The sequence below is a fragment of the Pseudomonas sp. genome (assembly GCF_046581935.1).
Taxonomy (GTDB): domain Bacteria; phylum Pseudomonadota; class Gammaproteobacteria; order Pseudomonadales; family Pseudomonadaceae; genus Aquipseudomonas.
Genome location: NZ_JAYGFK010000005.1, coordinates 108,960 through 130,239, shown reverse-complemented (window position 1 = coordinate 130,239; position 21,280 = coordinate 108,960). Strand labels below are relative to the sequence as shown.

At 57.8% G+C, this 21,280-nt stretch carries 16 protein-coding genes and 3 pseudogenes; 10 read left to right on the top strand and 9 right to left on the bottom strand.

Annotated elements, in window-relative coordinates:
• The 7 genes and pseudogenes from VCA57_RS05375 to VCA57_RS05345 form a co-directional block, all read left to right on the top strand.
• A pseudogene (locus VCA57_RS05375) lies at window positions 1–151 on the top strand (IS5/IS1182 family transposase); the annotation flags it as partial.
• A gap of 1,133 nt (window positions 152–1,284) precedes the next feature.
• Window positions 1,285–2,250, top strand: coding sequence for an integron integrase (locus VCA57_RS05370; RefSeq protein WP_411183924.1), 966 nt, complete (start codon window positions 1,285–1,287; stop codon window positions 2,248–2,250).
• Between the two features lie 177 nt (window positions 2,251–2,427).
• Window positions 2,428–3,843 (top strand): cytochrome c oxidase accessory protein CcoG, encoded by a 1,416-nt coding sequence (gene ccoG, locus VCA57_RS05365; protein WP_411183923.1) that lies wholly within the window; start codon window positions 2,428–2,430, stop codon window positions 3,841–3,843.
• 64 nt (window positions 3,844–3,907) lie between these two features.
• Complete coding sequence (mapR, locus tag VCA57_RS05360; RefSeq protein WP_411183933.1) at window positions 3,908–5,317, top strand: GntR family transcriptional regulator MpaR; 1,410 nt, start codon at window positions 3,908–3,910, stop codon at window positions 5,315–5,317.
• Between the two features lie 106 nt (window positions 5,318–5,423).
• The gene (locus VCA57_RS05355) at window positions 5,424–6,488 is read left to right on the top strand and encodes a metal-dependent hydrolase (RefSeq protein WP_411183922.1); all 1,065 of its coding nucleotides are present in this window, start codon (window positions 5,424–5,426) and stop codon (window positions 6,486–6,488) included.
• Window positions 6,489–6,566: 78 nt separating this feature from the next.
• Window positions 6,567–7,316 (top strand): annotated as a pseudogene (locus VCA57_RS05350) (HAMP domain-containing protein); the annotation flags it as partial.
• A complete protein-coding gene (locus VCA57_RS05345) occupies window positions 7,311–8,174 on the top strand; it encodes a methyl-accepting chemotaxis protein (RefSeq protein WP_411183932.1) in 864 nt (287 codons plus the stop codon). The pseudogene VCA57_RS05350 and the gene VCA57_RS05345, both read left to right, overlap by 6 nt.
• A gap of 66 nt (window positions 8,175–8,240) precedes the next feature.
• On the opposite strand, the gene VCA57_RS05340 is transcribed toward VCA57_RS05345, so the two are convergent.
• The 8 genes and pseudogenes from VCA57_RS05340 to VCA57_RS05305 all read right to left on the bottom strand — a co-directional run bounded on the left by VCA57_RS05340 (window position 8,241) and on the right by VCA57_RS05305 (window position 16,505).
• Window positions 8,241–8,954, bottom strand: coding sequence for a methyl-accepting chemotaxis protein (locus VCA57_RS05340; RefSeq protein ID WP_411183931.1), 714 nt, complete (start codon window positions 8,952–8,954; stop codon window positions 8,241–8,243).
• Between the two features lie 144 nt (window positions 8,955–9,098).
• Window positions 9,099–10,085, bottom strand: a pseudogene (locus tag VCA57_RS05335) (methyl-accepting chemotaxis protein); the annotation flags it as partial.
• A gap of 495 nt (window positions 10,086–10,580) precedes the next feature.
• The gene (locus tag VCA57_RS05330) at window positions 10,581–12,041 is read right to left on the bottom strand and encodes a sodium-dependent transporter (protein ID WP_411183921.1); all 1,461 of its coding nucleotides are present in this window, start codon (window positions 12,039–12,041) and stop codon (window positions 10,581–10,583) included.
• A 100-nt stretch (window positions 12,042–12,141) separates the two neighbouring features.
• On the bottom strand, window positions 12,142–13,920 hold the full coding sequence (locus VCA57_RS05325) for an ABC transporter ATP-binding protein (protein ID WP_411183920.1): 1,779 nt from the start codon (window positions 13,918–13,920) through the stop codon (window positions 12,142–12,144).
• Window positions 13,913–14,545 (bottom strand): DsbA family protein, encoded by a 633-nt coding sequence (locus VCA57_RS05320; protein ID WP_411183919.1) that lies wholly within the window; start codon window positions 14,543–14,545, stop codon window positions 13,913–13,915. The genes VCA57_RS05325 and VCA57_RS05320 overlap by 8 nt, the downstream gene beginning before the upstream one ends.
• A gap of 2 nt (window positions 14,546–14,547) precedes the next feature.
• The gene (locus VCA57_RS05315) at window positions 14,548–15,486 is read right to left on the bottom strand and encodes a rhodanese-related sulfurtransferase (protein ID WP_411183918.1); all 939 of its coding nucleotides are present in this window, start codon (window positions 15,484–15,486) and stop codon (window positions 14,548–14,550) included.
• 212 nt (window positions 15,487–15,698) lie between these two features.
• On the bottom strand, window positions 15,699–15,992 hold the full coding sequence (locus tag VCA57_RS05310) for a BolA family protein (RefSeq protein WP_411183917.1): 294 nt from the start codon (window positions 15,990–15,992) through the stop codon (window positions 15,699–15,701).
• A 12-nt stretch (window positions 15,993–16,004) separates the two neighbouring features.
• A complete protein-coding gene (locus VCA57_RS05305) occupies window positions 16,005–16,505 on the bottom strand; it encodes a DUF2059 domain-containing protein (protein ID WP_411183916.1) in 501 nt (166 codons plus the stop codon).
• Between the two features lie 523 nt (window positions 16,506–17,028).
• Here VCA57_RS05305 and VCA57_RS05300 point away from each other — a divergent pair.
• The 3 genes from VCA57_RS05300 (at window position 17,029) to VCA57_RS05290 (ending at window position 20,162) form a co-directional block, all read left to right on the top strand.
• On the top strand, window positions 17,029–18,039 hold the full coding sequence (locus VCA57_RS05300; RefSeq protein WP_411183915.1) for a DUF2804 domain-containing protein: 1,011 nt from the start codon (window positions 17,029–17,031) through the stop codon (window positions 18,037–18,039).
• Between the two features lie 115 nt (window positions 18,040–18,154).
• The gene (locus VCA57_RS05295) at window positions 18,155–19,549 is read left to right on the top strand and encodes a class II fumarate hydratase (RefSeq protein ID WP_411183914.1); all 1,395 of its coding nucleotides are present in this window, start codon (window positions 18,155–18,157) and stop codon (window positions 19,547–19,549) included.
• Complete coding sequence (locus VCA57_RS05290; RefSeq protein WP_411183913.1) at window positions 19,542–20,162, top strand: NAD(P)H-dependent oxidoreductase; 621 nt, start codon at window positions 19,542–19,544, stop codon at window positions 20,160–20,162. The genes VCA57_RS05295 and VCA57_RS05290 overlap by 8 nt, the downstream gene beginning before the upstream one ends.
• 30 nt (window positions 20,163–20,192) lie before the next feature.
• On the opposite strand, the gene VCA57_RS05285 is transcribed toward VCA57_RS05290, so the two are convergent.
• Window positions 20,193–21,155 carry a DMT family transporter gene (locus VCA57_RS05285; RefSeq protein ID WP_411183912.1) on the bottom strand — a complete coding sequence of 321 codons (963 nt, stop codon included), beginning with the start codon at window positions 21,153–21,155 and terminating at the stop codon, window positions 20,193–20,195.
• Window positions 21,156–21,280: the final 125 nt, after the last annotated feature.

The window sequence follows — 21,280 nt, the reverse complement described above, 5'->3', positions numbered from 1 at the left end:
CCGGGTGATCAAGCGCCAGTTCGGTTATGTGAAAACACGCTTCCGTGGCTTGGCTAAAAATACTGCACAGTTGGTGACGCTGTTTGCCCTGTCGAACCTGTGGATGGCACGCCGATATTTACTGACGAATGCAGGAGAGGTGCGTCTGTAATGTGGGGAATAGCAGCTGCGAAGCGTTCGCAGCGGCTAAAAATACTTAAATGGGCGAGGTGTTGATCGATTTTTGGTCAATAGCCGTTTTAAAAATCAGCAAGGGCTGAAGTCGACCGGAAATACAGGGCTACTTCAGAGCATCCTTAGCTGACCATCTACGTAGTACTTTTCACTACCAAAGTTATTTAGCTCTATTTCAAATATGTGATCGTCAATCTGAGTGGAGGATCGCATGTGGTCCCTAACGCTAAATTAAGGGGCGGGCTTTAGCCCGTCCCAACGAGCGCAGCGAGTGGCTTGAATGCCTGGTTAGGCTTCGATGCCGCGCCAAGCGCAAAGCACGAAACGACTCGTTGCTGGATATTGGGCTTTGAGCATACGCGTGCAGCCCTTTCGGTAAAAGTGCATGGGAATACAAAAAGCCGGCGCACACCGACTTCCCTGCTACCTCGACGCGCATTTGAGTTTGTTGGCGCAAATGTTCCGGGGCGGACTCGAACGAACGACGCGAACTTGCAGACTGACAAAGATAATTGTTATTTGTGCGCATAACTTCCCTGTACCCTTTTGTGCTCTTCCGCCTAACGTTAAATTAAGGGGCCGGCTTTAGCCGGTCCCAACGAGCGCAGCGAGTGGCTTGAATGCCTGGTTAGGCTTCGGTGCCCCGCCAAGCGCAAAGCACGAAACGACTCGTTGCTGGATGATTGGCCTTGAGCATACGCGTGCAGACCTTCCGGTAAAAGCGCATGGGAATTCAAAATACCGGCCCGCGCCGACTCCCCTACTACCTCGACGCGTATTTGAGTTTGTTGGCGAAAATGTTTCGGCGCGGACTCGAACGAACGACGCGAATTTGCAGACTGAAAAAGCCAATTGTTATTTGAACGCATAACTTCCTTGTTCATTCTTTGCTCTTCCGCCTAACAGTGATTTGATGGAATTCCGCGTTAATCCGATAGTAGGGAGTTCTTCATAATCCCGCACCATCTAGATCAAGCGAAATAAAAATCAAAAATAATCAACTACTTACAATAAATCCACCGGACTCGCTACGTACTCGCTTGACTTCCGTATTTGACGCAACCATTACCACTGTATACAAATACAGCAATCTAGTTTTCTGGAGCCGACATGGACAGTTCAGCCAGCAAACCCCGCCTGCGGGAGCAGTTTAGATCGGTGATGCGTGTGAATCACTACAGTATCCGTACCGAGCAATCCTATTGGTACTGGATTCGCTACTTTATCCGCTTCCACAAATTACGCCATCCGTTGGAGTTGGGTGAGGCTGAGGTGAATGCCTTTCTTACGTGGCTGGCGGTGGAGCGTAAAGTCGCGGCGGCCACTCAGAATCTGGCACTCAATGCGTTGGTGTTTCTCTATGCCAAGGTTTTGGATCAACCTTTGGGGCAGGTTGGTGAGCTGGTTCGTGCCAAGCGCTCGGCGCGTATTCCTTGTGTACTGACTCACGCTGAGGCCACAGCGTTAATCGCGCAGCTGAGCCAGCCTTACCAGTTGCTGGCGTCGTTGATGTATGGCGCGGGGTTAAGGGTGGTGGAGGCGGCACGTTTGCGTATCAAAGATGTGGACTTCGATAAGCAGGTGATCGTGGTGCACGATGGTAAGGGGGCGAAGGATCGCACTACCCTGCTGCCCTCCTCGTTGATTACGCCTTTGCTGGAGCGCAAGCAGCGCATGTTTGACGCGTGGACGCAGCAGGATAATTTTTACCAAATCCCCGTTAGTCTGCCTTTCGCCTTACGCCGTAAGTATCCACACGCGCCGCGTGCATTTGGATGGCAGTGGTTATTTCCCTCGATGAATATGTGTACGGATGAAGACGGCATGGTTGTGCGTCATCACATTCATGTCAGCTCCATTCAGAAGGCCGTGCGCCAGGCGGTGCGGCGCTCGACGTTAGCGAAGCCTGCCGGCTGCCACACGTTTCGTCATAGCTTTGCCACTGAGCTGTTACGGCGCGGCAGTGATATCCGTACCGTACAAACCTTGCTGGGGCATGCCGATTTACGCACTACGCAGATTTACACCCATGTGCTGGGGCAAGGTTTTGCCGGGGTACAAAGCCCGCTGGGTTAGCTGAGTAAGCCTTTCGGGGAGTTACTTATGCTGTCTATAGATGCAGATCAATTCCCCCATCTGCCACAGCCCTTCTACGCCATCTGATCTGCTTTTTATTTGAAAACCTGAGTCTGTTATCAGATCAGTCTCAACTGCATAGTTCGCCTCGCCTGATAAAGCCCGACGAGGCCCGTAATGAGCGAACGTATTTCCGCGCAGATCATCGAAACCATCGACCCGCGCCAGCCTATCCGCCTGACGCCTTCGCAGGCTGGCGGTCCGATTCACACCCGTAGCTTCAGCGGTTATTTCCGCAATCTGCGCCTCTACGGCGCGGGTCTGTTGTTTCTGATTTTCTTCGGCACCGCCTGGCTCGACTGGGGAGGCCGCCAAGCCGTGTTGTGGAACCTGGCCGAGCACCGCTACTACATATTCGGCGCGACCTTTTGGCCGCAGGATTTCACCCTGCTCTCGGCGCTGCTGATTATCGCCGCATTCGGTTTGTTCACCATCACGGTGGTGGCTGGGCGTGTGTGGTGTGGCTACACCTGCCCGCAAAGCGTGTGGACCTGGGTGTTTATGTGGGCGGAGAAAGTCACCGAGGGCGAGCGTAATCAGCGCATCAAGTTAGATGCCGCGCCGTGGTCGCTGAATAAGCTGCTGCGGCGCAGTACCAAGCACACAATCTGGCTGGGCGTCAGCCTACTCACGGCACTGACCTTTATTGGCTACTTCACGCCGATCCGCGAGCTGGCCCAAGCGCTGTTTACCTTGCAACTGGATGGCGGCACGTTGGTGTGGGTGCTGTTTTTTATGGCCGCTACCTACCTTAATGCCGGTTGGTTGCGCGAGAAGGTCTGCGTGCATATGTGCCCGTACTCGCGCTTCCAAAGTGCAATGTTTGACGATGACACGCTGCTGGTGGCCTACGACGCCAAGCGCGGCGAAGGCCGTGGCCCGCGCAAGAAGGACAGCGATCACAAAGCTGAAGGCCTGGGTGACTGCATTGACTGCCTGATGTGCGTGCAGGTGTGTCCAACGGGTATCGATATTCGCGACGGCCTGCAGATTGACTGCATCAGCTGCGGTGCCTGTATCGATGCCTGCGACGGGGTCATGGACAAAATGGGCTATGCCAGAGGGCTGGTGGGCTATCACTCCGAACGCCAACTGCAAGGCGGCAAAACCCTCTGGCTGCGCCCCCGCTTGATCGGTTACAGCATCGCTCTGGTGTTAATGATCGCAGCCTTTATTTGGGCACTTAACGCGCGCTCGATGTTGTCGATCGACTCCGCCAAGGACCGCAGCATGTTTCGTGAGAACCAAATGGGCCAGATCGAGAACACCTACCTGCTCAAGGTAATCAATAAAACCCAAAAGCCCCAGCAGTACGCCCTGTCATTGCTCGACAGCCCTGGCCTGCGCCTGGACGCTCCGCAAAAGTTGCAATTGAACCCAGGGGAAATCCTCGATGTACCGGTCACCGTGGTGCTGGAGAGCGAACAGGCTGAGTCCAGCACCCTGCCCGTGCGCTTTGCGATCCATAACCTGACCGATGCCAGCGAGCAGGCACAAACGCAGAGCATCTTTCTCTCACCACGCGGGCGCTGACAGTCGCATGACCAAGCAACTCCCCGTAGAGTGCGGTCATCTAATGGCCGCGCCTACGGACACAATGAAACGCTACGAGAAATTTGCCGACGAAATTGCCGCGCTGATCCGCACCGGCGTGCTGGCCCCGGGTGAAAAGGTCCCGTCGGTGCGCCACGCCAGCCGTACCTACGGGGTCAGCCCGTCCACGGTGTTTCAGGCTTATTACCTGCTGGAAGACCGTGGCCTGATCCAGGCACGGGCGCGCTCCGGCTATTTCGTGCGCGAGCTGGCGCGGCATTCGCTGGCCGAGCCGGAAACCAGCCAGCAGCCGACGCAAACCACCGAAGTGGATGTCAGCGAGCTGGTGTTCTCGGTGCTTGCCTCGTTGAAAGACCCAAACACCGTACCCTTCGGCTCGGCCTTCCCCAGCCCGCAGCTGTTTCCTCTGCCACGCCTGGCGCGCTCCATGGCGCAAAGCGTGCGTGATATGCAGCCGCAAGCGGTGATCGCCGACATGACCGAGGGCAACCCCAATCTGCGCCGGCAGATTGCCCTGCGTTATATGGTCAGCGGCGTGATGTTGCCGCTGGAGGAACTGGTGATCACCAGCGGTGCCATGGAAGCGCTGAATCTGTGCCTGCAAACAGTGACCCAACCCGGCGATCTGGTAGCCATCGAAGCGCCGGCGTTCTATGCCACGCTGCAAGTACTGGAGCGCTTAAAGCTCAAGGCCGTGGAAATCCCAGTCAACCCGCGTGAGGGGATCGACTTGAATGTGCTCAGCGAGCGCCTGGCCGATCTGCCGATCAAGGCATGCTGGTTTATGAGCAGCCTGCAGAACCCCCTAGGCGCGAGCATGAGTGACGAGAAAAAGCGCGCGCTATATGAACTGCTGCAACGCCATCAAGTGCCATTGATTGAAGATGATGTGTATGCCGAACTGTACTTCGCCAGTCAGCCACCCAAACCAGTAAAAAGCTTCGACCGTGAAGGCCTGGTCATGCACTGCGGTTCGTTTTCCAAGTGCCTGGCGCCCGGCTACCGAGTCGGCTGGGTTGCCGGCGGGCGTTATGCCGAGCAAATCAGCCGGCTCAAACTGATGACCACCATTTCACCGTCCGTACCGGCTCAGGCCGCACTGGCTGATTACCTGCAACACGGCGGTTATGACCGCCATCTGCGCAAGCTGCGCCATGCCTTGGAGGCGCAACAGGCTTCGATGCTGGCCTCGGCGGCACGACACTTCCCTGCCAGCACCAAGGTCACCCGGCCCAGCGGCGGCTACTTTCTCTGGTTCGAGTTCCCGCCGCAGATCGACGCCCTGCGGCTGTTCCAATTGGCGCTAGCCCAGGGCATCAGCCTGGCACCGGGGCCGATCTTCTCGGCCACCCGCCGCTTCGGCAATTGCGCCCGACTCAACTATGGCCATCCTTGGAACGCCGAGAGTGAAGAAGCCATGATCGTGCTCGGGCGCATCATTGCTTCCTTCTAAATGACGAGCCTGGGTCTATTTAGCTGAAATCTTTTATCGAGATTTTTCGCAGCACATCGACCACGGCTCGGCTAATTTAGCCGCCTGTTTACTTCAGGACTCGGTCATGGATTCAATCACCCAGGCGGTACTTGGTGCCAGTATTCAGGGCGCCCTGCTCGGCCGCTGGCAAGGCCGCAAGGCGTTGCTGTACGGCGCGATACTCGGCACCTTGCCTGATTTAGATGTGATTATCGATTACGGCGATGCCGTGGCCGATATGACCTACCACCGTGGTTTCAGCCATTCGCTGTTCGTCCTTACCGGGCTGGCGCTGTTACTCACCTGGCTGACCCGGCGCTTGCGGCATAACCCCGGTTATTCAGCACAACGTTTGTTTCTGACGGTCTGGTTGGCGCTGATTACCCACCCGCTGCTGGATGCATTTACCAGCTATGGCACGCAATTGCTCTGGCCGCTAACGCCGATTCCTACAGCGTGGTCGAGTATCTTCATCATCGATCCGCTGTACACCGTGCCGCTGTGTATCGCCGTGGCGCTGGGATTGCTCTGCGGCCTGCGTGACAAAGCGGCCAAAGCTCCGGCACTGGCGTTGCTGGTTTCTTCGCTGTATCTGGGCTTTACCCTGAGCGGCAAATATATGGCTGAGCAGCGCGTAGAAACTGAGCTGGCCCGCCAAGGTATCGAAGCTGAGCAGCTATTCAGTACGCCGACGCCGTTCAATAGTCTGTTGTGGCGAGTGATCGTGCTGGATGGTGAGGACTACCACGAGGCTCTGGTCGGTTGGTTTGACGATACACCCGCGCAACTGGAACGCATCCCCCGTGGCACGCACCTGGCGGCTGCACTCGCCGACTCCCCGGCGCATGCGCGCCTGGCCTGGTTTACCAATGGTGTGCTGCGCTATGACCAACTGGGCGAGGAATTGGTGGTCACTGATATTCGCTTGGGCATGACCGGCTTTCACCCCTTCCGTTTCGACTTTGCCACCCTGGAAAACGGCCATTGGCGAGTATATGACGACATTCAGCGCCTACCCACTGAGCGCGGCGACCTCACTCGCCTACAGCTGCTGTGGGCACGCATTTGGCAACCTAACGTGCAGGTGCCGCTGTTGGCCTGGGCCAATGAACTGCGGAGAGCCCCGCTTGCCAGCAGTAGCAGGTTATAGCACCCCTGAAGCTACGCCTACGGAGGCGCGCATATGAGCTAGGCTGAATTCCAACATTAGTTTCGTTGGGGTTTGTTCATGAATATCCGTCAAAAAATGATCGCATGCGGGGCTATCAGCGTACTGGCTGCGGCGTTACTCGGTAGCATCGGTTTCTGGGGGCAAACGCGCCTGGCCAGTGCGTTGAGCGAAAACCAGCTGAGCATCAGCGCCCTGCGCAACCATCTGGAAGGCGACATGATGCACGACGCTCTGCGTGCTGACGTTCTCGCGGCCTTTTATATAAACCCGGCTGACAGTGCCGCTGTAGAGCAATTACGCAATGACCTACGCGAGCACAGCGAATGGTTCACCCGCACCCTCAATGACAACGCCAAGCTGCCTCTAAATGAGGCGATTCGTCAGGCCATCAGCCAGTCGCAGCCAGCCCTTAAAGCCTATATCCAGCAGGCCGACGGCATTGTCAGCCTGGCCTTAAAAGACCCACAGGCGGCGCGCCAACAAATGGCCGCCTTCGATACCAGCTTTGCCGACCTGGAAGAAAAAAACGAAGCCCTCAGCGGTTTGATCGAAGCCCATACAGCACAAACCCGCAGCGACAGTGAAGCGGCAGTGACACAAGCTGCCTGGCTGCTGATTGGCGGTATTTTCCTAGTTTGCTGCGTACTCTGCCTGCTCACTACGCAATTAATGAAGGCGGTTCTGCGCCCCTTGGAAGCCGTTATTAGCGTCGCTCGCGCCATCGCTCAGGGCAATCTGCGTAACACCATCACCGTCGACAGCAAAGACGAAGCCGGGCAACTGCAGCAGGCTCTGGCGGACATGCAGGGCAACCTACGGAAGATGATTGACGGTATCCGCAAAGAAGGTGAAGAACTCCAGCAGACCGCCCATACGCTTAATGGTGCCTCGCAGAGCATCGTGCACAGCACCAGTGAAGAATCGCAGAGCGCCGCTAGCATGGCATGCGCCATGGAGCAGATGATTCAGAACATAGGCCAGATTGCCGGGCACGCACGCAATGCCCAAGAAATTTCCTCGCACTCCGAAGAGCTGGCCAGCAGCGGCGGTCAAGTGATTATGGGTGTGGTTGACGGCATGAGCCGGATTGCCGAGGCCGTGAACGAGTCCAGCGCCACCATCACTGCGCTGGGTGAATCGTCCGAAGAAATCCACTCAATTATCCAGGTGATCAAGAGCATCGCCGAACAGACCAACCTGCTGGCACTCAACGCGGCCATCGAGGCCGCCCGGGCTGGTGAGGCCGGCCGCGGTTTTGCTGTAGTCGCCGACGAAGTACGCAACCTGGCCGCACGCACCGCGCAATCCACCCAAGAAATAACCGGCATGATTGAACGCATCCGCAGCAGCACGGTGCAAGCGGTAAGCAGCATGCAAACCGGTGTAACACGGGTAAACGATGGCGTATCCCTGGCCCGCCAGGCCGGTGAGTCAATCAACGAAATCCGTGGTGGCGCGCACCGAGCCGCCGAGGTCGTGGAAGAGATCTCTCAGACCATCGGCGAGCAGAGCCGCGCTAGCACCGAAGTAGCCGAACGCGTCGAACACATCGCACAGATGTCGCAGCAAAATAGCCGCACGGTGCATGAGTTGGCCGATGCAGCAAAAAGCCTCGACCGCGTTGCACGTAGCATGCAGAACGCCGTGCTGCAGTTTCAGACCTAAGCACGCAGCTTAGCGGCTGTTTACAACACGGCGTCGGCATCGCAGAGATGTTCAACAACCGCTTAATCAGCTGCGAAACTGCGCCACCAGCCCCTGCAACTCCACGCCCAAACGTGCCAGCTCAGCACTCGATACAGCCGTCTGCTGGCTGGCATTGGCACTCTGCTCGCCAATGTCGCGCACTCGCGTGATGCTTTCACTGATGGTTTCCGCCACCGCACTCTGCTCTTCGGCAGCGGCAGCAATTTGCTGATTCATCTGTTCGATGGTGCTCACCGCCTGAGTAATGCGTCCCAGCGCTGCGCCGGCTTCACCAGCCAGCGTTACGGTGCGCTGAGTCAGGTTGCGGCTGCTATCCATTTTCTCGACTGCGCCTTTGGCCATAGTCTGCAGGCTGGCGATCAACCCTTCGATCTCCTCCGTGGAGTCCTGCGCACGCTTGGCCAAAGCTCGTACTTCATCGGCCACAACCGCAAAACCCCGCCCCTGTTCACCGGCGCGCGCAGCTTCAATCGCCGCGTTGAGCGCCAGTAAGTTGGTCTGCTCGGCTACATTGCGGATCACTTCCAGCACCCCGCCAATGCGCGCACTTTCCTGATTCAACGCAGCAATAGCCTCGGCAGATTCTTCAACTTCACCGGCTAACTGGCCGATCTGGCTAACAGCCTGCTGCACCACTTGGTTGCCTTGCTGAGCTTCACCGTCGGCATCGCGTGCCGCCTGGGAGGCCAGCTCAGCGTTTTGCGCCACCTCCTGCACCGTGGCGGCCATTTCATGCATGGCGGTGGCGGTCTGTTCGGTTTCCATTTTCTGGCTGTGTACGCCGGCATTGGTTTGCGCAGTAATCGCCGATAATTGCTCGGCCGCAGCAGCAATTTGACTGACGCTGCCTCCGATACGGCCAACCAAGGTACGCAAACTGACGCTCATACTCTGCATGGCCGCCATTAGTTGGCCCGGCTCATCGCGTCGGTCTTGGGGTAAGTCGTGAGTCAGATCGCCGGCGGCAATTCGTTGGGCAAACACCACAGTCTGCTGCAAGGGCGCGACAATCAAACGGGAGATAATCAGTGCAGCGAGCATGCCCAAAATCACCGCCGCACCGCCCATCGCACCGAGCATTAATAGGGCCTGGCGGCTGTCGTCAGCCATTACCTGTTCTTGTTGCGCCTTGGCTTCATCCACCGAGGCCAACACTGCCTGGGTGCGCTCAACCATCGCGGCTGAGCTCTGCTCACTTTGCCCACGCAACTGTTTGTAATTGCTGAACGCTTGCTGATAGAGCGTCAGTGCCTGTAAGGCCGTTTCGATAGAGCGCTTCTGCTCATCGTCGAGCCATACCATCAGGCTACGTGCCACGGTTTGCAGGTCGTCATTGACGTAGGTCCACTCCTCCAGTGACTCGGCCGAACCATCAATGATGTACTGGCTTTCATGGCCACGCAGGTCGAGCATGCGCTTGCTCAAACCCGAGGCGGTTTCTGCCAGGGTTAGCGGGTCGCTACCACGCAGCTTGTCACCCGCAAGACGCAACTCACGCACCGCGTCGTACATATCCAGCTCAATCACATCGAACTGATCACGCGCCTCTGCTGCGGCCTCACGCATCTGTGTGCGCGCTGCGCGGGCGTTGTCTTGCAACGCGACAAAACTGTCGAACTGGCTGCGGTAATCCGCGACAGCCTGCTGCATGCTTTTTAGCCGCGCTTGGTCAGCGCTAGACGCTGCCGCCACTTGTTGGGCCAATGTTGTTTCAACACGCGCTAGCTGCTCACGTACCTGGGTAGCCGCTTGATCGTTCTGGCGCAGGGCATAGTCACGCTCAGCACGCCCGGCCTGTAATACCTGCGAATCAATGTCCGAGAGGCGACTCGTGCTGGCATGCCCGGCCAGCACGGCTTGCACCGCCATAAAGCCACTGCCAGTAACGGCAATTGTGAGCAGCAGCACCAGGCCGAAGCCACACATGAGCTTTTTACCAACAGATAAATCAGCGAACAAACGGCTGGCAGAAGAGGACATAACAACGACTCCGTTTTTATTATCGAGCGCACCCCGGCAACGCAACAATCACCAGGCAAACACATGAACGACAGCAAGCAGTTTAGTCAGGTATTACTGCAACCCTTGCGCCATTACCCGACTCAATTCGCCTTAAAAGCCGCAAGGTTAAGCCAAGGCATGAACCAGAGCCGTTATTAGATAGCTTGCAGGCTGAGTACGCCGGCCGGGGAAGTCCTACTGCTTTAGCTATCGGCAGGTTACCGCCAATTCTTTATGGCGCATGGCGAGTTACCGCCACAAAACCTTCGTCAAAAATATGGCTAGGTATCTATTCGAGCAACAAAAAGGGCGCACGGCTCTTGCCCGTGCGCCCTTCTCTACCACCAACCAGCTCTACTGGGCCTAACGCCCAGCGAGCGCCGGTATAACCCGTGGCCGCAGCACCTCACCCAGTAGGGCCAGCAGACCAATAGCACCAACAATCCAGTACCAGTGCCCTACTGGATCAAACATCAGCCAATCCAGGGCATGCAGAAATACCACCATAATCAGCACCGGGCTGACATAGCGCACCATAAACAGCCAAACGGCATAACCCAGCGCCGGCAGGCCCAATTCATCACGCATAATCTCGCTGCGCAGTGCGTAACCGGCCAGAAGCACGGTGAAAATCCCGCCCAGCGGCATCATCCAGCGCGAAGTCAGGTAATCCAGCCAGTCGAAGAAGTTTTTGCCCATGGGCGTCCAGCCGGCCATCAGGTTGAACGAGAACATGGCCAGCAGGCTGATCACCAGCAGCACGGCTCCGGAAGCCGCAGCAGCCTTGAAGCGGCTGATACCATGCTTCTCATTGAGGTAGGCCACGGTGGCCTCAATCATGGAAATGGCTGAAGTCAGTGCAGCAATCGACACCATAGCGAAGAACAACGTCCCGAAGACCGTACCAAATGGCATCTGCTGGAAGGCCAGTGGCAGGCTCATAAAGATCAGCCCCGGGCCGGCGCTCGGACTCATGCCGTTGGCAAAGATGATTGGAAAAATTGCCAGCCCAGCCAGCAACGCCACACCGGTGTCGCAGATCGCCACAACAAAGGTGGTGCGCGCCACAGACTGGCCATCAGGCAGGTAAGAGCCATAGGTCAGAATCGCCCCGGAGGCCAGGCTCAGGGTAAAAAAGGCGTGCCCGAGGGCGGCCAGCAGCGCTTCGCCAGTGATTTTCGAGGCATCAAAGCTGAACAAAAAATCAAACCCAGCACTGAAGCCACCGCTGGTAAAGGCGTAGCCCACCAGAACCAACAGCATCACGGCCAAGCCCGGCATCATCCAGCGCACGGCATTCTCGATGCCCTTTTGCACGCCTTTAGCGACAATCCACAGGGTCAGCAGCGCCACCAGTACGCTCCAGCCGCCGAGCTGCCAGGGGTTGGCGTTGTGCGCCGCAAACACCCCGGCAAGAGCTTCAACGCTGGTGGCAGCCAAGGAGCCATCGAGCATTTTCACCGTGTAGGCAAACGCCCAGCCCGCCACCACCACGTAAAAACACAGAATCATAAAACCGGCGAGCATGGCCATGCCGCCGACGGCCTTCCACAGTGGGTTACCGTTGTTTTCCTTAACCACCCGACCGATTGCATCAATGGGGCTACCACGACCGCGTCGACCGATGGCGATCTCGGTCATCATCACCGGAATACCAATAGCCAGGATGCACGCCAAGTACATCAACACAAAGGCACCACCGCCGTACTCGCCGGTGATATAGGGAAACTTCCAGATGTTACCCAAGCCCACAGCGGAGCCAGTTGCAGCAAGGATAAAACCCCAGCGCGAGAGCCAGAGATTCTTGGGTTTTTCACGGGGCATGCGTCACCTGTTTGGGTTTACCTGTGACGAAATAAAACCCGCCGCGTACATGCGCAGCGCAGTGGTAAAACGTCGGGAGTGCTTTGCTGGGCAGGCATCGTCAGTGCTGCAGATGCCCATAAAGTTTGGCGTACAGCCCGCCTTCGGCAATGAGTTGTTGATGGCCGCCATCTTCAGCAATGCTGCCGCCATCGAATACCAGCACCCGATCGGCCTGCTTCACTGCACTCAGGCGGTGGGCAATGATCAGTGTGGTACGGCCTTGTAGAAACTGATTGAGCGCCTGATGCAAGGCGTACTCGGTCGCAGCATCCAGCGCCGAGGTGGCTTCATCGAGAATCACCACTTTCGGCTCGGCCAGCACCATTCGAGCAATGGCCAGACGCTGACGCTGACCACCCGAGAGGCGAACACCAGAACGTCCGACGATGCTGTCGAGCCCTTGCGGCAAGGCGCGGATAGTGGCCGCCAACTGGGCAATTTCCAGGGCGTGCCAGCAGAACTCATCGGTACGCTCACGGCCCATGCACAGGTTGGCGCGCACCGTATCGTTGAACAGCGCAGGATGCTGCAGCACCACTGCCACATGCTCACGCACTGCTTCCAGACCGATCTCTTGCTGGCTGCTGCCACCGAAACGAATCGTCCCGGCTTGCGGCGTATAAAGGCCGAGCAGCAGCTGCACCAAGGTGCTTTTGCCGCCGCCGCTGGCCCCGACAATGGCCACTTTCTCGCCGGGCGCAATACTCAGATTGAGGTTATCCAGCACAGGCTCATCGTTGTAGGCAAAGGTCAGCCCGCTGACTTCAATGCCTACGGTGTCGCGGCCCTTGAACGGGTCGACCCGGCCGGGGTACTGCGGCTCGTCCTGGCGCGCCAGCAGTTCATTGATTCGGCTCAACGCACCGCCTGCGGCATAGAACGCGTATTGCAGGTTAAGCAATTGCTCGACCGGGCCGATCATGAACCACAGGTAGCTGAACACCGCGAGCATCTGGCCAATCGACAGATCGGAAAATAGCACGGTGAGCATGGCAGCCGCCCGGAACACATCAATGCCGAACTGGAATAGCAAGCCGCTGGCGCGGTTGGAGGCGTCGGTTTTCCACTGTGAGGCCACGGCGTAATCGCGCACCTCCTTAGCGCGGCCACCGAGGCGGCCGAGGAAAAACCCCTGCCGGTTGCCGGCACGGATTTCCTGAATGGCATCCAGGGTTTCCGTCAGCGCCTGGGTAAAGCGCGAGGTACTGTCGTTTTCCTGTTTTTTCAGGTGTTTGACGCGCTTGCCCAGCTGCACCGTGGCGTAAATCACCAGCGGGTTGAACAGCAGAATGAGCATCGCCAGTTGCCAATGCATCCAGATCAGAATTGCCGAGGTGCCGGCCAGCGTCAGCATGGCCACCAGGAAACGACTAAGGGTTTCACCCACAAACTTGTCGAGGGTATCCAAATCGGTAACCAGGTGCGTGGTCACCGTACCGCCGCCAAGGCTCTCGTACTCGGCTAGGGAAATCCGTTTGAGCCGCTCGATCAGGCGAATACGAATGCGGTACACAATGTCCTTGGACAAGCGCGCAAACAGCCGCGCCTGCAGTACGTTGAAAATCAGCGCACCGCCGCGCAGCATCAAGGTCAGCGCCAGCATCAGGCCGATATAACCGGCCGCCGTTTCCCAGTTGCTCGGTAGAAAGTTGTTCATGACCTTGAGCGCGGTGTCACCGTCCTTGAGCAGCACCTCGTCAACTAACAAGGGCAGCAGCAAGGGAATCGGCACACTGCACAACGTGGCCAGTACCGCGACACAGTTAGCCCAGATGAGGGCTTTTTTATGATGCAGGGCCAGCCGGCGTATTTCAGCCCAACTCAAGCGATCAAGCATGTGCGACCCGTTCCAACCAACGCGCAAGCAGCGGCTGTAATGTCTCAAGTGGTTGATAGCCATTGGTCAGCAATGCCAGCTGCCCATTGTTGTCGGCCAGCAAGGTCGGAAAGCCGGCAATGCCTAAGTCCTTCGTCCAGCTGAAATCCACCGCAGTGGCTTCGCGCTGCGCCGTACTGTCAAAGGCCTCAGCAAACTCGATACCCGGTATGCCGGCACGCTCAGCCAACTCCACCAGCACAAGGGCTCGGGTTACATCCACGCCTTCGGTGTAGAACGCGCGCTGAATCAGTCGCGCCAGCGGCCAGACCAACTCGGGGGCCAGGCTGCGTGCGGTGACCAAGGCCCGGCAAGCTGGTTCGGTGTCGTACACCAAGCCCTCGGGCAGGCCCGCATTGAAGTTGAATAGCTGCCCCGTACTGGCGTTGACCGCTTGCCAGTAGCTCAGGTAGCGCACACGTGCAGCGGCATCAACGGCCACGCTGTCACGGCGCAAACCACCCAGTACCAACTCCAGGCCAACCCCGGCAGCCGCAGCCTGCTCAGCCAGCGACTCCAGCACAGGAGCAAAACCCCAGCACCATGAGCACATCGGGTCCATCACGTAGATAAGACGTGCTTGCATGCTTAAACCTCGCGCGATTTACGGGGGTTGTAGCCCAACGGGTGGGGTTGATTGCGGGCTTGCGCCAGTTCGATCTGACGTTGCCGCTCGCGGGCACCAGTACGGGTTTTCTCTGGCAGCGAATCCCAGCAATGCGGGCAACTGACGCCTGGCGTGTAGAACTCCGATTGGCGATCTTCCACCGAAACTGGGGTGCGGCAGGCGTGGCACTGGTCGTAATCACCTTCAGAGAGGTCATGACGCACCGTCACGCGGTTATCGAAGACGAAGCAATCGCCCTGCCACTTGGTTTGCTCCTGCGGGACTTCTTCCAAGTATTTGAGAATGCCGCCTTTAAGGTGGAAGACCTCCTCAAACCCCTCGCCCAACATGTAACTGGAGGCTTTTTCACAACGAATACCACCGGTGCAGAACATCGCCACTTTCTTGTGTTTGGCCGGGTCGAAGTTCGCCTTGATGTAGTCGGGGAATTCACGGAACGACTTGGTTTTTGGGTCAACCGCGCCCTCGAAGGTGCCGATGGACACTTCATAATCGTTGCGGGTGTCTATCAGCAGCACCTCAGGGTCGCTGATCAGGGCATTCCAATCCTTGGGTTCGACGTAGGTGCCGACCTGTTGGTTTGGATCGACGCCGGGCACACCGAGGGTGACGATTTCTTTCTTCAGTTTGACCTTGGTGCGATAGAACGGCTGCTCGTCGCAGTACGACTCTTTGTGGTCGATATCAGCTAAGCGAGGATCCAGGCTAAACCAGGCGAGCAGGCCATCAATGCCGGCGCGGCTACCGGAAACTGTGCCGTTGATGCCCTCTTCGGCAATCAGCAAGGTGCCCTTGATGCCGTTATTCAGCATGGCTTGCAGCAGCGGCTCACGTAGCTCGTGAAAATCGGTCAGGGAAACGAATTTATACAGCGCGGCGACAACGATCTTGTCAGTCATGGACAGGTCCTTCAGTAGTCACCCACGTAAAGAGCGGACTGGGATAAATATTGCCGGGAGCGATTTTCAACATCGCCCTGCGACGGCTCACAGAATGGCCAGCCTGGATCGCTGACCACAAAAAAATACGCCGAGTCAGGGTTTATTACACCCTGACTCGGCGGCGGTGCAGTTTACGTTTGTTGGCGCTTGCCGTGTAGAGGCGAATTGCCTCAATGGCCGCCTTTGCAAGTGGGTGAAGCCGGAGCCACGCCCTGCTGCAACCATTCATCCGGGGTATAGGTGTGCAACGCCAGTGCATGTATCTGGCCCATCAACTCACCCAACGTGGCATAGGCCTTCTGGTGACGTTTGACGGCGTTGAGCCCGGCGAACTGCTCACTCACAATCACCGCCTTGTAGTGGGTTTCCAGGCCACGGCTGTGCATGTGGCTTTCATCCAACACCTCAAGGTGCTGAGGCTGCAGGCTAGTCAGTGCCGCCTGCAATAGATCGATCTTTGGCATCAGGGCAATCACTCAGGGCTTCTTCGGCGTCAACTTAGTGGTCATGTCCGCGAGGAGCTGATTGACCTTGGGTACTGCTGTTTCCAGCTTGGTTTGAGTCAACTGTGCCGACTGCGCGGTCAATGTCGGCATCTGTTGCAGCACTTTCTTGCCCAGAGGCGACTCATAGAAACGGATCAGGTCTTTCATTTCCTGTTCGTTGAAGGTGCTGGTGTAGAGCTTGACCATGTCTGGTTTGATTTTCTCCCAACCCACAGCCTGTTCAAGAGCGGCGTTAGCTTGTGCCGTATAGGTTTCCAATACGGCCTTCTCGCTCTCGGGCGCCTTACTCTCGGCAAAGCGCTGAGCAAACATCTGCTGTACTTGGGCATACACAGGCACAGCGAGTTTGTCGGCACGCGCCAGCAGCAGGAAACGCTCGGCATCAGCCGCATGGCTCTTGGCATCGGCGAGCACCTGAGCGCTACCGCAGATCAGTATTAGGGCAGCGCAAAAGGCAGGTAAACGTGACATGTACGACTCCTGAACAAGAGAAAGAGCCCTGTTGGACTCTGTTAGCGGCATTTTGTGCCCAAGCGCTTCTCGTACTCAAGTCAGTACGCTGCTCACGCTAGGGTCTATTGCCGTTTCACTCGCGGCCACGCCGGAGCCAGTTTTTGCGCGAGGCAAGGCACGAGATGCGAAGTTTGGCAGGCCAAATGAGCCATCGAGTAACACCGCATCGCGTAAAAACTGGCCCGGCCCGTAGGGTTGCGCGGAAAATGGCCCCTGCTGCTGTTGCAGTACTTGGCAAGGGAACAACCATTACCTGCGTCCTGCGCCTAACCGCGGGCCATTTCTCGCAGCAACGCGGCTCGCGATGAAACGGCAACAGACCCTAGCACTGTGCACTAGCGCACAGACTGCTTAAAGTCCAAAATGCCAGCAATTGCCGAGCCTAAGTAGGCCTGTGCATGCTCACACGCACTAACAACTTGGCTTCAGTGCGCTGCTGCTCATACAGCTAAGCGCCTTCGCACACACATGGACGTGTTTGATGAATAGCTTTACCCACCCTCCTGAGCCATTCGCTGCCATCGCGCTCTGCGACAGCCACGGCCAACTTAACCCACAGGCAGTCGGCTGGTCGCCTAAGCCCATTATCGACTGCGCAATACCGGGACACTTCGGCCGACGTAAGCGCTGGAACCATTGGTGCATCACTACCCCGCAATGGGTGCTCTCCTTTACCCAAGCGGACCTTGATTACCTGGGTTATGCCGCCGCCTACTTTCTCGACCTGCAAAGTGGCGAAGCCGTTGCCTACAGCCAGTACCGACTATTTGCCCGCGGCTGCGCCCTGCCAAACCAGCCGCAAGCAAGCCACGAATTCAATCACCCACAGTTACAACTGCGGGTGATTGAACACACCGGGCGCACATGCATCACCATTAACGCACCCAACATTAGTGGCCGACCGCTGCAGGTTGCCTTGGATGTTCAGCGCCCTAGCCATCTGGACTCAGTCAATCTGGTAGCCCCGATCGACGCACGTAACTTTCATGCCACTAGCCGCCAAGTCGGCCTGCCATGCAATGGCAGCGTGCAACTGGGCAACCAGCACTACAGCTGTATCGCGGGGCAAAGTTTTGCATCACTGGATTTTGGCCGCGGCGTATGGCCCCTCAACAGCAACTGGATGCGGGCCGCCTTCGCAGCCCCTGGCGGTATCGCCGGCAACTTCGGGGCCGGCTGGACGGACTACAGTGGCCTGTCGGAGAACACCCTCTGGTTTGGCGGCGAACTGCAGCATCTAGATACCGCGATCACAATTTCAGCGCCAAACAATCCACGGGCCCCGTGGCAACTGCGCAGCCCAGATGATGCCGTCGACCTTACGTTTACTCCGCTGCAACGCCACCAGGCCTACCGCCGGACAGGCCCGTTCTATGCAAACACGCAGCAGTGGTTTGGCCATTTCGATGGTGTACTGCGCAGCCAGCAAGGTGAACGCGTCCCCGTCAGCGATGCCCTTGGTTGGCTCGGTGAGACCCACGCACGCTGGTAGTTGCCATTCAAGTTGAACCTCTGCGGCTACGTGGCGACCTAAGCTGAAATACAGCCAGACCGATGACGGTCTGGCAATCTGCTTCACGTTTCGCGCAACCGTCAGGAGAGCCGCAATGAGCCGCATTGAAACCGACAGCCTAGGCCCAATCGAAGTACCTGATGAGGCGTACTGGGGCGCCCAGACCCAACGCTCACTGCTGAATTTCGCCATTGGCCAAGAGCACATGCCATTGCCGGTAGTGCATGCCCTTGCACTGATCAAAAAAGCCGCCGCGCGGGTCAATCAGCGCACCGGCGCACTGCCTGCAGATATCGCCCGACTGATCGAACAAGCCGCCAATGAGGTACTGGCCGGCCAGCATGATGGGCAGTTTCCATTGGTGGTCTGGCAGACTGGCAGTGGCACGCAGAGCAACATGAACGTCAACGAAGTGATTGCTGGCCGCGCCAACGAACTGGCCGGCAACGGCCGTGGCGGCAAGGCACCGGTACACCCCAACGACCACGTTAATCGCGCGCAAAGCTCTAATGACAGCTTCCCGACTGCGATGCACATCGCCACCGTACAAGCCGTGCAGCAACAACTATTGCCCGCTCTGCATGAATTGCGCGACGGCCTACAGGAACAGGCCGAGCGACATATGCATCTGCTCAAAACTGGTCGCACCCATCTGATGGATGCCACACCGATCACCTTCGGCCAGGAACTGTCTGCCTTTGTCGCGCAACTGGGTTACGCCGAGCGGGCCATTCTGGCGAGTTTTCCGGCCGTCTGCGAACTGGCCCAGGGCGGCACAGCCGTAGGTACCGGTTTGAACTCACCGCACGGTTTTGCTGAAGCCATGGCCGCCGAATTGGCGGCTTTGAGCGGCTTACCGCTGACCAGCGCCCCGAACAAATTTGCCGCCCTTGCAGGCCACGAGCCATTAGTGGCGCTATCAGGGGCCTTGAAAACCCTGGCCGTGAGCCTGATGAAACTTGCCAATGACCTACGCCTACTGGGCTCTGGGCCGCGCGCCGGTTTTGCCGAGGTGCGTTTACCCGCCAATGAGCCTGGTAGCTCAATCATGCCGGGCAAGGTCAACCCGACCCAGTGTGAAGCGTTGTCGATGTTGGCCTGCCAGGTGCTAGGTAACGACAGCACCATTACCTTTGCTGCGAGCCAGGGGCAGCTGCAACTTAACGTGTTCAAACCAGTGATCATCCACAACCTGCTGCAGTCGATACGTTTGCTGGCAGACGGCTGCCATAACTTCCAAGAGCATTGCGTTGCCGGCTTGCAACCGGATGCTGCGCGCATGGCCGAGCACCTGGAACGTGGCCTGATGCTGGTAACCGCACTGAACCCGCACATCGGCTATGACAAAGCGGCACAAATCGCCAAGCAGGCTTATCACGACGGCACCACGTTGCGTGAAGCGGCGCTGCAATTGGGTTATCTGAACAATGAACAATTTGACGCCTGGGTGCGTCCCGAAAACATGCTAGAGGCAGGCCAACATGAGTGAGGCGGTAAAGAGCGGCGCAACGCCACTGGAGGGCGACGGCAAGCGGATTCTGGTAATCCTCGGCACGCCGAAAGGCAACAGCTTCTGCCATGCCCTAAGCGAAGCCTATGCCCAGGGCGCGCGCAGTAAAGGCCACGTGGTCCGCGAACTGAAGCTGGGGGAAATGAGCTACGACCCAGTGCTGCGGGATGGCTACGAGCAAAGCCAGCAACTAGAGCCTGACTTACTTGAAGCCCAGCGACAGATTCACTGGGCCGAACACCTGGTCTTCGTTTACCCGGTCTGGTGGGGCGGCATTCCCGCGCTGCTCAAGGGCTTCTTCGATCGCACCTTTCTGCCCGGTTTTGCCTTCAAGTACCGCAACCGTTCACAGCTGTGGGACAAGCTGCTAAGTGGCCGCACCGCCGACCTGCTGGTGACCATGGACACCCCACCTTGGTACTTTCGCTGGATCTACGGCGCACCCGGACATCGACAGATGACCCGTACTATCCTCGGTTTCAGCGGTATCAAAACCCGCCGCCTGGCCGAATTCGCCCCGGTACGTCCCTCCTCCGAAGAACAGCGCCTGGGCTGGCTGCGCCGCGCCGAAGCACTCGGCGTACGCGCCTGAAATCTGGATGGTGTTGCATGGCACAGGGGACTAAGCCAATGCAGCCAAGCGTGCTTTTCGAGCACGCCAACCGGCCACGACTGATGGGCCGAGCGCCGTCAAGGCCGACCCCAGCATCACCAACACCGCTCCACCGTAGGCCAGGCCATTAATCTGCTCCGGCTGTACATGATCAGGCCACCAAGTAGCTGCCAGGGCTACCGAGGCAAGGGTTACCAGCGGCGTGAGCGCCAAGGTTGCACTAACCCGAGACGCCTCCCAATGGGCCAATGCTTCGGCAAACGCACCATAGGCCACCAAAGTGTTCAGGCAGCAAGCAAGCAGCAACCAGCCCTGCAAGGGGCTCAGCACGAGTACCTGTTGCGGCTGCGCCCAGGGTGTTAGCAACAGCGCACACGCCAGGTAGATCACCATCATCACCTGCAGCGAATTCCACACCGTTAGCAGCTGTTTCTGCGCCAGGCCATAAAATGTCCAGACAAACGCCGCCAGCAGAATGGTCAGCACTCCGGTGGTGTAAGTCGTCAGCGAGGTCAGCAGCTCACCCAGACGCTGATTGAAAAACAACGCAAAGCCAGTCAGCAGCACCAGCAAGCCCAGCCCTTGGGTAAGACTGAAACGCTCGCGAAAAACAAACAGGCTACTGATCAATAGCAAAATCGGTGCAACTTGGATCACCAGTTGCGCGGTGCCGGGGCTGAGTCGGTTGAGCCCCACCAAATACAGCACATAGTTGGCGGTCAAACTGACCACTGCCAGCAGCAGTAGCCAAACGCCCTTTTTACCCAACGGACGGAACGCCGGTAAACGCCCACTGGCCGCCAGATAAGCCAGAAGGATCGAACCGGGCACCAACAAGCGAAACCAGGTTACCGTCACCGGATCCATGGCCTGCAACACCTCTTTGAGCTTGATCGGCAGTACGCCCCACAGCACAGCCGTCAGTAGAGCGAGAAACAGTCCGTAGACCCAACGACCAGAAGAAATGTGCATAACCGCTCCGAAACCAGCGCCACAACCTTTGCCTGATGCTGGTTGCAGTAGAAGCGCAGCATTCTAGGTTGCAAGCTCTGACAGACACAGCGACAGCCAGGTACAGCTATGCAGTGGAACTGTAC

Bases quoted from the DNA above. Each gene is read 5' to 3' on its own strand.
- VCA57_RS05345 (WP_411183932.1), top strand. From the start codon at position 7,311: ATGCAGGGCAACCTACGGAAGATGATTGACGGTATCCGCAAAGAAGGT.
- VCA57_RS05355 (WP_411183922.1), top strand. From the start codon at position 5,424: ATGGATTCAATCACCCAGGCGGTACTTGGTGCCAGTATTCAGGGCGCC.
- ccoG (WP_411183923.1), top strand. From the start codon at position 2,428: ATGAGCGAACGTATTTCCGCGCAGATCATCGAAACCATCGACCCGCGC.
- VCA57_RS05325 (WP_411183920.1), bottom strand. From the start codon at position 13,920: ATGCTTGATCGCTTGAGTTGGGCTGAAATACGCCGGCTGGCCCTGCAT.
- VCA57_RS05300 (WP_411183915.1), top strand. From the start codon at position 17,029: ATGAATAGCTTTACCCACCCTCCTGAGCCATTCGCTGCCATCGCGCTC.
- VCA57_RS05330 (WP_411183921.1), bottom strand. From the start codon at position 12,041: ATGCCCCGTGAAAAACCCAAGAATCTCTGGCTCTCGCGCTGGGGTTTT.
- VCA57_RS05295 (WP_411183914.1), top strand. From the start codon at position 18,155: ATGAGCCGCATTGAAACCGACAGCCTAGGCCCAATCGAAGTACCTGAT.
- VCA57_RS05310 (WP_411183917.1), bottom strand. From the start codon at position 15,992: ATGCCAAAGATCGATCTATTGCAGGCGGCACTGACTAGCCTGCAGCCT.
- VCA57_RS05340 (WP_411183931.1), bottom strand. From the start codon at position 8,954: ATGCATGAAATGGCCGCCACGGTGCAGGAGGTGGCGCAAAACGCTGAG.
- mapR (WP_411183933.1), top strand. From the start codon at position 3,908: ATGAAACGCTACGAGAAATTTGCCGACGAAATTGCCGCGCTGATCCGC.
- VCA57_RS05315 (WP_411183918.1), bottom strand. From the start codon at position 15,486: ATGACTGACAAGATCGTTGTCGCCGCGCTGTATAAATTCGTTTCCCTG.
- VCA57_RS05285 (WP_411183912.1), bottom strand. From the start codon at position 21,155: ATGCACATTTCTTCTGGTCGTTGGGTCTACGGACTGTTTCTCGCTCTA.
- VCA57_RS05370 (WP_411183924.1), top strand. From the start codon at position 1,285: ATGGACAGTTCAGCCAGCAAACCCCGCCTGCGGGAGCAGTTTAGATCG.
- VCA57_RS05305 (WP_411183916.1), bottom strand. From the start codon at position 16,505: ATGTCACGTTTACCTGCCTTTTGCGCTGCCCTAATACTGATCTGCGGT.
- VCA57_RS05290 (WP_411183913.1), top strand. From the start codon at position 19,542: ATGAGTGAGGCGGTAAAGAGCGGCGCAACGCCACTGGAGGGCGACGGC.
- VCA57_RS05320 (WP_411183919.1), bottom strand. From the start codon at position 14,545: ATGCAAGCACGTCTTATCTACGTGATGGACCCGATGTGCTCATGGTGC.